Source organism: Aminobacter sp. HY435, assembly GCF_027568395.1.
Lineage (GTDB): Bacteria > Pseudomonadota > Alphaproteobacteria > Rhizobiales > Rhizobiaceae > Aminobacter.
This window is the reverse complement of record NZ_JANKZL010000011.1, coordinates 1-12,993: the sequence shown is the minus strand read 5'-3', so window position 1 is coordinate 12,993 and position 12,993 is coordinate 1. Positions and strand designations below refer to the sequence as shown.

General features: G+C 64.5%; 14 protein-coding genes and 1 pseudogene. 12 read left to right on the top strand and 3 right to left on the bottom strand.

Annotated elements, in window-relative coordinates:
- Positions 1–101 precede the first annotated feature (101 nt).
- From PCJ21_RS16770 to PCJ21_RS16740, 7 genes are all read left to right on the top strand, one after another.
- A complete protein-coding gene (locus tag PCJ21_RS16770; RefSeq protein ID WP_269932568.1) occupies positions 102–719 on the top strand; it encodes a ribonuclease D in 618 nt (205 codons plus the stop codon).
- Positions 720–837: 118 nt separating this feature from the next.
- The gene (locus PCJ21_RS16765; protein ID WP_269932567.1) at positions 838–1,197 is read left to right on the top strand and encodes a hypothetical protein; all 360 of its coding nucleotides are present in this window, start codon (positions 838–840) and stop codon (positions 1,195–1,197) included.
- Positions 1,198–1,272: 75 nt separating this feature from the next.
- Positions 1,273–1,521, top strand: coding sequence for a hypothetical protein (locus PCJ21_RS16760; protein WP_269932566.1), 249 nt, complete (start codon positions 1,273–1,275; stop codon positions 1,519–1,521).
- A gap of 40 nt (positions 1,522–1,561) precedes the next feature.
- Positions 1,562–1,762: a hypothetical protein gene (locus tag PCJ21_RS16755; protein WP_269932565.1), complete on the top strand. Its 201-nt coding sequence runs from the start codon at positions 1,562–1,564 to the stop codon at positions 1,760–1,762.
- A 169-nt stretch (positions 1,763–1,931) separates the two neighbouring features.
- On the top strand, positions 1,932–2,165 hold the full coding sequence (locus PCJ21_RS16750; protein WP_269932564.1) for a hypothetical protein: 234 nt from the start codon (positions 1,932–1,934) through the stop codon (positions 2,163–2,165).
- 215 nt (positions 2,166–2,380) lie between these two features.
- Entirely contained in the window at positions 2,381–3,061 is a 681-nt protein-coding gene (locus PCJ21_RS16745) for an outer membrane protein (protein ID WP_269932563.1), read from the top strand.
- A 117-nt stretch (positions 3,062–3,178) separates the two neighbouring features.
- Positions 3,179–5,404, top strand: coding sequence for a transglycosylase domain-containing protein (locus tag PCJ21_RS16740; protein WP_269932562.1), 2,226 nt, complete (start codon positions 3,179–3,181; stop codon positions 5,402–5,404).
- Here the strand turns inward: PCJ21_RS16740 and ybaL are convergent, their stop codons facing one another.
- Positions 5,405–7,216: a YbaL family putative K(+) efflux transporter gene (ybaL, locus tag PCJ21_RS16735; RefSeq protein WP_269932561.1), complete on the bottom strand. Its 1,812-nt coding sequence runs from the start codon at positions 7,214–7,216 to the stop codon at positions 5,405–5,407.
- A gap of 557 nt (positions 7,217–7,773) precedes the next feature.
- On the opposite strand from ybaL, the gene cysG reads away from it, so the two are divergent.
- The 5 genes from cysG to PCJ21_RS16710 are packed head-to-tail and all read left to right on the top strand — an operon-like array spanning position 7,774 to position 12,516.
- Positions 7,774–9,231 carry a siroheme synthase CysG gene (gene cysG, locus PCJ21_RS16730; protein ID WP_269932560.1) on the top strand — a complete coding sequence of 486 codons (1,458 nt, stop codon included), beginning with the start codon at positions 7,774–7,776 and terminating at the stop codon, positions 9,229–9,231.
- Positions 9,228–9,536 carry a DUF2849 domain-containing protein gene (locus PCJ21_RS16725; protein WP_269932559.1) on the top strand — a complete coding sequence of 103 codons (309 nt, stop codon included), beginning with the start codon at positions 9,228–9,230 and terminating at the stop codon, positions 9,534–9,536. Before cysG ends, PCJ21_RS16725 begins: the two co-directional genes overlap by 4 nt.
- Positions 9,537–9,556: 20 nt before the next feature.
- A complete protein-coding gene (locus PCJ21_RS16720; protein WP_269932558.1) occupies positions 9,557–11,227 on the top strand; it encodes a nitrite/sulfite reductase in 1,671 nt (556 codons plus the stop codon).
- Positions 11,202–11,960 carry a phosphoadenylyl-sulfate reductase gene (locus tag PCJ21_RS16715; RefSeq protein ID WP_269932557.1) on the top strand — a complete coding sequence of 253 codons (759 nt, stop codon included), beginning with the start codon at positions 11,202–11,204 and terminating at the stop codon, positions 11,958–11,960. The genes PCJ21_RS16720 and PCJ21_RS16715 overlap by 26 nt, the downstream gene beginning before the upstream one ends.
- A 10-nt stretch (positions 11,961–11,970) precedes the next feature.
- A complete protein-coding gene (locus tag PCJ21_RS16710) occupies positions 11,971–12,516 on the top strand; it encodes a DUF934 domain-containing protein (protein ID WP_269932556.1) in 546 nt (181 codons plus the stop codon).
- On the opposite strand, the gene PCJ21_RS16705 is transcribed toward PCJ21_RS16710, so the two are convergent.
- Positions 12,517–12,708 (bottom strand): hypothetical protein, encoded by a 192-nt coding sequence (locus tag PCJ21_RS16705; RefSeq protein ID WP_269932555.1) that lies wholly within the window; start codon positions 12,706–12,708, stop codon positions 12,517–12,519. It abuts the gene before it with no gap.
- Positions 12,709–12,883: 175 nt separating this feature from the next.
- A pseudogene (locus tag PCJ21_RS16700) lies at positions 12,884–12,993 on the bottom strand (IS5/IS1182 family transposase); the annotation flags it as partial.

Here is a 12,993-nt window from a genome sequence, read left to right as displayed (position 1 = left end):
TTGGCAGGTCCAAGGGGACGCGCGGCGCCGTAACATCAACTTTCTGTTGATTTTTCATCCGATCGCGGCGAGGACGAACCAAGCCGCGATCGGAGACGAATATGACCATCCGCTTTCACAACCACGACCTGCCTGACCTCAGCAACTACAACGTCGATGCCGTTGCCATCGACACCGAGACGCTGGGGCTCAACCCGCATCGCGACCGCCTCTGCGTCGTGCAGATCTCGCCGGGCGACGGAACCGCCGACGTCATCCAGATCGCGCCCGGCCAGAAGAAGGCGCCGAATCTGGTGAGCCTGCTCAAGAACCGCAAGATCGAGAAGCTGTTCCACTACGGCCGCTTCGACATCGCGGTCCTCTACAACGCCTTCGGCGCCATGGCCGAGCCGGTGTTCTGCACCAAGATCGCCTCGCGCCTGACACGCACCTACACAGATCGCCACGGCCTCAAGGACATCTGCAACGAACTGCTCGGTGTTTCCTTGTCGAAGCAGCAGCAGTCGTCGGACTGGGCGGCGGAGACGCTGTCGCCGGAACAGCTCGAATACGCCGCCTCGGACGTGCTCTACCTGCACCGCCTGCGCGACGTGCTCACCGGCCGCCTCGAGCGCGACGGCCGCGCCAAGGAGGCCGAAGCCTGCTTCCGCTTCCTGCCCACCCGCGCCAAGCTCGACCTGATGGGCTGGGACGAGGAAGACATTTTCGCCCACAGCTGACCGCCTGTAGCGGCGTCCTGAGGCACAGCTTCGGTTCGTCCGGGAAGATGGCTCGATCCTCGGGCCGTCTTGCTGTCTGGAGCAACGCCGCGTGGGCATGGCCAGGCATTGTCGCAGCATGGAACGAACCAGCGGGTTTCGCCGTTTGAAGTGCGTTGTCTATGAAAGGACGCATCGAATGGCTTCGACTCGCGAAGAAATCCAGTCTGAACTTGAAGATCAGGTCGCCCAGCTGAGCAAGCAGGTGGCGGCGCTTACGAAAACGATGTCAAAGCGCAGCGCCGATGTGCTTGCCGATGGCCGCGAAAGCGCTTCGGAGCTTTATGGCGAGCTGCACGATCGCTTCTACGAAGCGCTGCCGGGGATCCGCAAACAGGCACGCGTCGCCCAGAAGACGGCGCAAGACAATCCGGTAGCCGCTGCTTTGGTCGGCGTTGCGGTGTTTGGCCTGCTCGCCGCACTTCTCGTTCGCCGTTGATCGGCAGAGCCATGGCGCGCCTTTACCTTGGCGCGCCGGCGGCTATTGTCGAGCGCAGTTGCCAGGGGAGCATGCATGAGCGCCAAGAGACCCATCGCTACCGCACCGAAGGATGGCGCCAAGGTTACCGTCTACTGGACGGACCGGGACGGCCAGGAAAACGAATCCATCGCCCAATACCGTTCGCTGGCCAGGTTGCAGGCGACGGGCGGCCAGTGGGATGCCAGCGACGAAGGCTGGTGGGCCTTTGTCGACAGCGACACGCAAAAGCGCATCGAGCCTCATTCATGGTCAGTGCCGGGTGGCGACGACGACGAGGAATAGGCGTATCTTCGCGGGAGTATCTGCCTGTGGAGGAATTGCCATGGCCGAGAAACCTTCGAAGGATTCACATGAGTTCATGGTCGCGGCGGTCGAACCCGCCCGTGACGACATGCTCGACGGGGTAGCCCTTACCCTCGTCGACGCGCGCGGCGGGCGCGTGCGTCTGCACATGCACACCGACATAGCCGAGGTCTTGCGCGAGCGCATCTCGGCAGCGCTCAGCAAGACAACCGGGCCGTAGCAACCCCGCCGGCACAGGCGTCCATCGACGTGCTGACATGACCTATGCGCGCTCGCCTGCGCATCTCCTCTCCCTCGTTTGAATTTCTTTCCCAGCCTTCGTGAACCTTTCTCCCGCCGGGCGCGACACAGCCTTGTGGACGGGGAATGATCCCCAAGGAGAGAGAAACATGCGAGCATTCACCAAGATACTTCTGGCGGTCGCGACGGCGTCCGTCGTCACCGCCTGTCAGTCGACCGAAATTCGCCGCTGCGAATGGAAGCCGAAGGACCCGCGCTATCTGCAGAGCAGCAATTGCTGCGACCGCAACAACCCCTCGAGCCCTTGCTACAAGCTGAGCAGCGACAAGCCGAACCGTCCCGATCCGGACAAGCCGAACCGTCCCGATCCGATCCCGCAATGATTTCGGATTACCTATGCCGTCGCTGAAATTGCGGCGGCATATGCTTGATTGGATCCGCCCAATGACTTGCGTGCCATAACTTCCAGAGTATTGCGGAATCGCAATGTTGCGCAAATGCCACGTTGGCAGAAAAACAAAAGCGTAATCGCCCAGGTAATACCGGCGGTGTTGCAAGCAATGCTATCATTTTTGTCTGGTAGGCAGGGGTATTTGCGATGAAAATATTGCTTTCCGCCTTGATACTTTCCCTGGCCTTGGCAGGCCGGGCAACCGCAGCCGATGCGGCATTGCCCGCCGCTGCCCCACATGACTGGACTGGTGCCTATGTCGGCGGCGTCATCGGCTATGGCTGGGGAACCACGCAGGCTCGCGACAATCTCGGCGCCCCGTCATCGGATATCGACTATGATGGATTCCTGGGTGGCCTGGCCATCGGCTACAACAAGCAGTTCGGCGACTTGGTCGTCGGTGCCGAAGCCGACATCGCCTATGCAGGTCTGTCGGGCTCCGGCAATGGCGGGATCTGGGGCTGCGGTCCACCCGATATCGACACCTGCGCTTTCGATGTCCGCGCCTTGGGCACCGTTCGTGCCCGCCTCGGTTATGCCTTCGACAATGTCCTGCCCTATCTCACCGGCGGCCTGGCCGTCGGTCGTGTCGAGGGTGAACTTGTCGGCGTCTGCGTTACCGGCAACTGGTGCGGCAGCGACACGAAAGCCGGCTGGACGGCGGGCGCGGGTCTCGAACTGGCCCTCGACGAAAAATGGTCGGCTAAAGTCGAATACCTCTACGTCGATCTCGGAACGGGACATTTTGCACAGGGCAGCGGCGGTGAGGGCTTCAGGGCCGATTTCAGGTTCCACGCATTGCGGCTGGGCTTGAACTATCGGTTCTAGGCCAGCTTGCTTCATTGTGGGGCGCAGTCGCCCATCATTTGCCGCTTAACGCCCCCTTAAATCGCCGCATTTACTGTCCAACCGGAACGCCATTGGCATGGGGGCCGGACTTTAGACATGGCGAACCGGAACGACAGACGCATCGAGCCCAGCTTCGATGGACCGCGCAATGAAGCGGAGGACGATGTCTTTTCGGTCCGCGACGAGGACCGAGTCGTGCCCAATCGCCGCAAAGCTCCCGCCACCAGGCGCAAGTCCTCGAAGGCACGCTCCGCCGGTCGCGGCCGCCAGCCAAAGAAGCGCCGCGGCATGTTCGGCTCTTTCGGCCGGCTCGTCTACTGGTGCTTCGTTCTTGCCATCTGGGGCGGCATCGCGGCAGCGGGCGTGGTCGTCTATTACGGCGCCAAGATGCCCAGCGCCACGACTTGGGCCATTCCAGACCGGTCGCCGAACATCAAGATCGTCGGCGTCGACGGCCGCCTGATCGCCAATCGCGGCATGACCGGCGGCGAGGCCGTCGGCCTGCATGAGATGTCGCCGTACATCCCGCAAGCGGTGATGGCGATCGAGGACCGCCGCTTCTATTCGCATTTCGGCGTCGACCCGATCGGCCTGGCGCGTGCCGTGTCGCAGCGCGCGCTGAACGGACGTTTCACGCAAGGCGGATCGACGCTGACCCAGCAGCTTGCCAAGAACCTGTTCCTCAAGCCTGACCGCACGTTGGAGCGCAAGGTCCAGGAAGTGCTGCTCGCCTTCTGGCTGGAGCAGAAGCACACCAAGGACCAGATCCTCGAAATGTACCTGAACCGGGTCTATTTCGGCTCGGGCTCCTATGGTGTCGAGGCCGCCTCCAGGCGCTATTTCGGCAAGTCCGCGCGGGATGTCACTTTGGCCGAAGCAGCGCTGCTTGCCGGCCTGCTCAAGGCGCCCTCGCGCCTGTCGCCGGCGCGCGATCCCAAGGCCGCCGAAGCCCGTGCCCAGCTGGTGCTTGGCGCCATGCGGGGCGAGGGCATGATCGGCGAGAAGGAACTCAAGACGGCGATGAGCGCGCCGGCGACGCGCGCCGCCTCGTTCTGGACGGGGTCGGAAAATTACGTCGCCGACCGCGTGATGGAAGAGTTGCCCGGACTGATCGGCGAAGTCCGCTCCGATATCATCGTCGACACGACGGTCGACATGACGTTGCAGGACCTTGCCGAGAAATCGATCCGCCGCCTCATCGACCAGAACGGCCAGAAGCTCAATGTCAGCCAGGGCGCACTGGTGTCGATCGACAATTCGGGAGCCGTGCGCGCCATGGTCGGCGGCTACGACTACTCGACCAGCCAGTTCGACCGCGCCTCGGAAGCGCGTCGCCAGCCCGGCTCGGCCTTCAAGCCGTTTGTCTACATGGCCGCGCTCGAGCAGGGCCGCACGCCCGACAGCGTGCGCAACGACGCACCGATCAAGATCGGCAAATGGACGCCGGAAAACTACAACGGCAAGTATTATGGCCGCGTCACGCTGAAGACCGCACTCGCCAAGTCGCTGAATTCGGTGGCGGCGCAATTGGCCATGGAGGTCGGTCCCAACTCGGTGGTCGAGGCCGCCCATCGCATGGGCATCGAATCCACCCTCCAGCCCAACGTTTCGATCTCGCTTGGCACTTCCGAGGTGACGCCGCTCGAGCTGACGGCGGCCTATGTGCCGTTTGCCAACGGCGGATATCGTCCCGAGGTACACATGATCCGGCGCATCACCACCGCCGACGGCAACGTGCTCTACGAAAACACGGCTGGCGGTGGGCCGCGCGTCATCAGCCCGGAAATCGTCGGCATGATGAATGCGATGATGACCGGCGCCGTCGAGGAGGGCACCGCCAAGAAGGCGGCCTTCGCCTGGCCGGCTGCCGGCAAGACCGGCACCAGCCAGAACTCGCGCGACGCCTGGTTCGTCGGCTTCACCGCGAACCTGACCACCGGTGTCTGGTTCGGCAACGACGATGGAAAGCCGATGAAGAAGGTCACCGGCGGTGCGCTGCCGGCGCTCGCCTGGCACGAGTTCATGGTCGCCGCCCACGAGGGCGTGCCGGTCGCGGCCCTGCCCGGTTCATGGTCGTCGCAAGGGGCCGCGCCCGAAATGGCGGTGGGTGGCCAGCACATGGATGAGGACGCGTTCCCGCCGGCACCCCAGCCGGTCGGCCAGCGCCAGCAGCCTGCAAGCGGCCAGCAGGATCAGCCGACGGCCTCGATCGGCCGCCCGGTGCCGCCTGCGGAGGTCGGCGTGCGACGCCCGGTCGCCGAGGTCGGGGGCCAGCCGCAGCGCCGTGAGACTTCGATCCTCGACGTGCTGCTGGGGAACTAGCTAGGCCGCCGGTGGATCCTGCGGCCTAGGCTCCTCGATGGGTACGGTTGCTTCTGATGTCGCACGCGCCATCACCTGGTCGACGATACCGCGTGCGATCTCGCGCTCGCCCATGATGACCTTGTCGGCGCCAAGCCCGGTCAGGTGATCGACCTCCGCGTCCGAATGGGCGCGGGCGATGATCGTGATCTGGGGATTGACGGCCTTGGCCTTGAGGATGATCTGGCCGGCCTCGAAGGCGTTGGGAATGGCCAGGATCAGCCGCCTGGCACCGGCCGCATTGGCGGCGGCGAAGACTTCGCCCTTGACCGCGTTCCCGGCGACCGTCTCGATCTCTTCGGCCCGCAATCTGGCGATGGTCTTGTTGGAATCCTCGATGACCAGGAAGGGCAGGCCGGCTTGCTTCAGCGCTTTGCCGACCAGCGAGCCGACGCGGCCATAGCCGATCAGGATGGTGTGGTCGCAAAGCCTGGTCGGGGGCGGGGCTTCGTCGTCGGTCGGCGCGGCAGGCGCGACGGTGGCGACTTCGCCCGGCTCGGTCGCCGGTCCGACAGGCACCGGCTCGGCGGGCTCCGGCACCTTGCCGGTGCGCTTCTCGAGCCAAGGCTTGAGGCGGGCCGCGCCGGCAAAGACCAGCGGGTTCAGCACGATCGACAGGATCGCCCCTGCCAGGATCAGGTCACGGCCTTTTTCCGGCAGCAGGTCGAGGCTGACCCCAAGGCTTGCCAGCATGAACGAAAATTCGCCGATCTGCGCCAGGCTCGCCGAGATGATCAGCGCGGTTGCCACCGGATAGCCGAAGGCGAGAACGATCAGCAAGGCGGCGACCGACTTGCCGATGACGATGATGAACAGCGTGGCCAGGATCGGCCAGGTGTCGGTCAGAAGGCTGGTCGGGTCGAACAGCATGCCGACCGAGACGAAAAACAGCACCGAGAACGCGTCGCGCAGCGGCAGCGTTTCCTCTGCCGCCTGGTGGCTGAGTTCGGATTCGCTCATCACCATGCCTGCGAAGAAGGCGCCGAGCGCCAGCGACACGCCGAACAGCTTGGCCGCGCCGAAGGCGACGCCAAGCGCGATGGCCAGCACCGCGAGGCGGAACAGTTCGCGCGAGCCGGTATGCGCCACATAGTGCAGCATCCACGGGATGACCCGGCGGCCGACGACCATCATCAGGGCGACGAACGCGGCCACCTTGGCGAGCGTGATGCCGAGCACGCCCCAGACGCCGAAGTCGAAGCGCAGGGCGAAGATGTTCGGTGCCTGCGCGGCCTGCTCCTCGCCACCCAGGACACCAGCGAGCGCCGGCAGCATGACCAGCGCCAGGACCATCGCTAGGTCTTCGACGATCAGCCAGCCGACCGCGATGCGTCCGCGCTCGGTCTCGATCATGCGGCGTTCCTGCAGCGCGCGCAGCAGCACCACCGTCGAGGCCACCGACAGCGCCAGGCCGAAGACGAGGCCGGCGCCGACGGACCAGCCGAGCATCCAGGCCAGGCTCGCGCCGAGCGCCGTCGCGAAGCCGATCTGCACGATGGCTCCAGGCACGGCGATGGCGCGCACCGACAAAAGATCCTTGAGCGAGAAGTGCAGCCCGACGCCGAACATCAGCAGGATGACGCCGATTTCGGCGAGCTCGAGGGCAAGACCCTGGTCGGCGACGAAGCCGGGCGTGTTCGGCCCGACCAGCATGCCGGCGATCAGGTAGCCGACGAGCGGCGGTATCCTGAAGCGATTGGCGAGAGCGCCGAAGATGAATGCCAGCCCCAGACCGGCGACGATTGTTGCGATAAGGGGCGTGTCATGCGGCATTGTCCCGGCGGCACCTTTGAATAGCGATTTCAGTTTGGGATGCTGCGGAGAAATCCGCTGCATTTACAATATGGTGGGCGCAAGCAGGCATGCGCAACCCTGATTGGCCGAGAAACTGAATTCCCGGCGAAAAAACTTGTCCCGTTTGACGGACCGTCGCTTCGGCGCGCTGCCCGAAGTCCCTGATGACGCAGCGGCTATGCGGCAAAGGATGTTCCCCGGGGCGCATCGGGCCAAATTCTACTGTTTTGGTAGAAATTAGAAATCTCGTTTGCGCCGCGGTGCTGCGGATCGTTGGCGCCATGCGTCGGGCCAGCGCTTAGTGCCGACGCGAATCCAAGCATTTGCAAGGATCTGGATTCCGCGTGCGGCGGTGTGGGGCCAACGTGGCCAAACCGACGGGTGGGAGGGCGATGGCCGCTGGTTGGAATAATATTCTCTTGCCGTATCGGGCGAGGCAAAAGCGATTGCCTCCCCATCCAGCCCGCGCGAGTGCATTTCTTCTACCGCCAGGGTAGGGCGGCTAGAAATGGCAGGTCTTGTGGAACCCGCTCGCCATGCCGCATGCCGTCGCAAAGCTGAACGCATTCCCGATCTTTCTCAAGGTCGAGGGCCGCGCCGTGACCATCGTCGGCGGCGGCGACGAGGCTCTGGCCAAGGCGCGCCTGCTGGCCCAGTCGAGCGCTGAAATTCGCATCATTGCCGACGAAATCGAGCCGCAGCTGCGCGACTGGATCGCCGCCAATGGTGCGCTGCGCGTTCATGCTGCCTACGACGCTTCGCTCATCGAAGGGTCGGTGATGGTTTTTGCCGCGACCGGCGACGAGGCGCTTGACCGAAGCGTCTCCGATGACGCCCGCCGCCTTGGCATTGTCGTCAATGCCGTCGACCGGCCTGAATTGTGCGACTTCTTCACCCCGGCTCTGGTCAACCGCGCCCCGGTTGCCGTCGCTGTCGGCACCGAAGGGGCGGGGCCTGTGCTCGCCCAGATGATCCGCGCCCGCATCGATCGCATGCTGTCGCCGAATCTCGGCGCGCTGGCGACGCTCGCGGCGAGCTTCCGCGAGACCGTCGAAAGCCTGCCGAAGGGCGTCGTTCGCCGCAGCTTCTGGCGCGAGTTCTTCGAAGGCGCACCCGCCAGGACGCTGGACAACGGTAGCCTTGCCGAGGCACATGACGCCGCCACGGAAATGCTGCTGCGCAGCGCGCCCGGCGGCGGCCATGGCGCAGGCCATGTCGCACTGGTCGGCGCTGGCCCTGGCGCCGAAGACCTGCTGACGCTCCGCGCCCATCGCTTGCTGATGGAGGCCGACGTCATCCTTTACGATGCGCTGGTGCCGGAAGCTGTCATCTCGATGGGCCGCCGCGACGCCGAACGCCTGCCGGTCGGCAAGCGCAAGGGCTGCCATTCCAAGACGCAGAGCGAGATCAACGGCCTGCTCGTCGAGCTGGCGCTGGCCGGCAAGCGCGTGGTCCGGCTCAAGTCCGGCGATCCGCTGGTCTTCGGCCGCGCCGGCGAGGAGATGCAGGCGATGCGCGATGCTGGCGTCTCCTACGAAGTGGTGCCGGGCGTGACCTCCGCCTTTGCCGCCGCCGCCGATTTCGAACTGCCGCTGACGCTGCGCGGCGTCACCTCCTCGATGGTCTTCACCACCGGCCACGACCTCAAGGGCGGTTCGCTGCCCGACTGGGCCAGGCTCGCCATCACTGGCGCGACCGTTGCTGTCTACATGGGCCGTTCCGTCGCCGCCGATGTCGCCGGACGACTGATCGAGGCCGGGCTCTCGCCCGACACGGCGGTCGCCGTGGTCGAAAACGCCAGCCTGAAAAGCCGTCGGCGCTTCCACGGCACGCTTGCTGATCTGCCGTCGCTGGAGGGCCGCAGTGACCTCGACGGCCCGGTGATGACCATCATCGGCGACGCGGTTGCCGGCGCCAATTTTGAACGCTCCGAGCCGCTTTCGGCTCACAGGCAGGAGGTGGCGGCCGCCGCCAGGGAAGGACAAAGGGCATGAAGATCCTGACCGCCAACCGGCTGACCGACGGCGAGGCCGTGTGGTTTTCTGCTGCCGGCCTCTGGGCCGAAACCATCGATGGCGCCGACGCCGTCGCCGACAAGGACGGCGAGGCCAGGCTCGAAGCCATCGGCAGGCGGGCCTACGACGACAACGAGGTGGTCGACGTCAACCTGATCGACGTCAACGTGGTCGGCGGGGTCATCCAGCCGCTGCGCCTGCGCGAAGTGATCCGCGCCGCCGGCCCCACCAATCGCCTCGACCTCGGCAAGCAGGCGCGCTCCACCGCCAACGCTGCCGCCTGAAGACAGACCGGAAGACGACCATGTACCGCTACGATGAGTTCGACCATGATTTTGTGAAGGCCCGCGTCGCCGATTTCAGCGACCAGGTCGAGCGCCGACTTGCCGGTGAGATCACCGAGGACCAATTCCGCCCGCTGCGCCTGATGAATGGCGTCTATCTGCAGCTGCACGCCTACATGCTGCGCATCGCCGTGCCCTATGGCACGCTGAGCTCGAAGCAGATGCGCATGCTCGGCCACATCGCCCGCAAATACGACAAGGGCTACGGCCACTTCACCACGCGCCAGAACATCCAGTTCAACTGGCCGGCGCTGTCCGACATCCCGGCGATCCTCGCCGACCTCGCCTCGGTCGAGATGCACGCCATCCAGACCTCCGGCAATTGCATCCGCAACGTCACGGCCGACCATTTCGCCGGCGCCGCCGCCGATGAGGTCGCCGACCCGCGCCCCTATGCCGAAATCCTGCGCCAGTGGTCGTCGGTGCATCCGGAATTCTCGTACCTGCCGCGCAAGTTCAAGATCGCTGTGACCGGTGCCGAGCGCGATCGTGCCGCCATCCAGACCCACGACATTGGCCTGCACCTGAAGAAGAACGACAAGGGCGAACTCGGCTTTGCCGTCTATGTCGGCGGCGGCCAGGGCCGTACGCCGATGGTCGGCAAGAAGATCCGCGACTTCCTGCCGGAAGAGCACCTCTTGTCCTACACGACCGCGATCCTGCGCGTGTACAATCTCTTCGGCCGCCGCGACAACAAGTACAAGGCACGCATCAAGATCCTGGTCCACGAGACCGGCGTCGACGAGATCGCCCGCCAGGTCGAGGCCGAATGGCAGGCATTGAAGGACGGCGAACTCAAGCTGCCCGAGGCCGATGTCCAGGCCATCCAGTCCTATTTCGCGCCGCCTGTCCTCGTCTCACGTCCCGAGGGCGACGAGGCGCTGAAGGTCGCGCGGCTGGACTCCAGGAGTTTCGGAGAATGGCTGGACCAGAACGTCTTTACCCACCGCGATCCCGACTATGCCGCGGTGACCATTTCACTGAAGGGTATCGGCGAAGCGCCTGGCGATGCCACCGACAGCCAGATGGAAGCCGTCGCCGATATCGCCGAGCAGTACGGCTTCGATGAGATCCGCGTCAGCCATGAGCAGAACCTGATCCTGCCGCATGTCGCGCGCGCCGATCTCAAGGCGGTCTATGATGCGCTGGTGGCGATCGACCTCGCCACCGCCAATTCCAACCTGATATCAGACATCATTGCCTGCCCCGGCCTCGACTATTGCGCGCTGGCCAACGCCCGCTCCATCTCGGTGGCGCAGGACATCTCGCGCCGCTTCGCCTCGCTCGAGCGCCAGCGCGACGTCGGCGAACTGAAGCTCAAGATCTCGGGCTGCATCAACGCCTGCGGCCACCACCATGTCGGCCATATCGGCATCCTGGGTGTCGAGAAGAAGGGCGCGGAGCTGTACCAGGTGACGCTCGGCGGCTCGGCCGACGAGCACACGACCGTCGGCGAGATCATCGGCCGCGGCTTCGGCCCGGAAGAAATCACCGACGCCATCGAGACCATCGTCGACACCTATCTTCAGGTCCGCAGCGGTCCGGCGGAAAAGTTCCTCGACGCCTATCGCCGCGTCGGTCCCGCGCCGTTCAAGGAGGCGCTCTATGCTAGCGAAGCCAAGGCAGCCTGACGCCGGGACCGAAGCGCAGGTTCTTGCCGAAGCTGCGGCGCTCGATGCGCTCTATGGGCACCTGACGCCCGTCGAGATCATCGCGCGCGCCGCAACCGGGCGCTTTGCCGGCGAGATCGCAGCCGTCTCGTCCTTCGGGGCGGATTCGGCTGTCTTGCTGCACATGATCGCCGAAGTCGACCGCAAGCTGCCAGTCGTCTTTCTCGACACGGGCAAGCATTTCGGCGAGACGCTCGACTATCGCGACGCACTGGTCGCCGACTTCGGACTGACGGATATCCGCATCATCACGCCGGACGAATCGGCGCTGGCTCGGGTCGATCCGACTGGCAAGCTGCACCAGAGCGACACCGACGCATGCTGCGATGTCCGCAAGGTCGAGCCGATGGCACGGGGCGTCGAGCCTTTCCGCGCCTGGTTCACCGGCCGCAAACGCTTCCAGGCGGCAACGCGCGCTGCACTCCCGGTGTTCGAGCAGGTTGGCCCGCGTTTTCGCATCAATCCGCTGGCACGCTGGACCACCTCCGACCTCGCCGACTACATGCGCCGACATGCCTTGCGCGAAAATCCGCTTGTCGCGTACGGTTATCTCTCCATTGGCTGCTTTCCCTGTACGCAGGTGGTCAAGCCGGGCGACGACGCCCGCTCGGGCCGCTGGGCCGGGCAAGGCAAGACCGAATGCGGCATCCATCTTTCCGGTCTCGAGCAGTCGCTGACCGACGCGTCCCTTTAGGAATTCTGCAATGACCCAAGCGACACCGGAGACGACCGCCCGCCTCTGGACACCTGAAGGTTTTCGTGACGACGCCTGGATACATGCGGAGGAGGCGGATGCTCTTGCCGGCAACAGCCGGGTGATCCTGCCGCTGCATGCTTTTCTCGATCTCGATGCGAAGCAGCGAAAGGAGGCGGCCGAGCGCCTCGGCGTTCTGCTGCAGCCCGGCGACCAGCTCGACGCGATCGTCGATCATCTCGATCAGCTTGCGCTCGTGGCCCTGGCCTTTCCCGCCTTCAATGACGGCCGCTCTTTCTCCAAGGCGGAGCTGCTGCGCAGCCGCCATGGCTACAAGGGGGCAGTGCGCGCAACCGGTCAGGTGCTGATCGATCAGTTGCCGCACATGTTGCGCGTCGGCTTCGACGAGTTCGAAGTGTCGCATCCCGTGCTGTTGAAGCGGCTGGAAGCGGGGCAGGTTGGTGGGTTGTCGCTATATTATCAGCCGGCGGCCAGGCCCGAAGACGTCTCGGACAAAGGCTCGAAATATTCGTGGCGGCGTTCGGCCGGCCACTGATCAGCGCCTTGTCGGCGCCGGCTCCTCGCGTTCGTCAAGCTGTTCGAGCAGCGCCTTCAGCTTCTTCGGCAGCTTGCTGTCGACCTTGAACGCCGGCAGAGCCTTGAGCACGCGCACATTGACGTCCGTTGCGATCTCGCGCCGGATGCCTGCGGTCAATCTTGCTGCGCTCTGCTGTCTGCGGGTGCCCATTGTGACCTGACCTTTCTTGTCGGCACAACTCCTGCGAGCTGCAAATGGTTCCTATCTAGAGCGCCGTGCGTCCGCATGGACGCACAAAGGACGCTCCAACTTACTGAGTTGGCGCATCGTGCTTTCCGAAAATCGGGTCCGATTTTCGGGCCGATGCGCTAGGTCGTGTGGACAATTACCGGATCCATAGGACAATTGCAGCTATTGTGACGACGGCGAGGTAGTGTCTCGCGGTTTTCTCGAAACGTGTAGCGACCCTTCGGAACTGTTTGAGCTTGGAAAAGC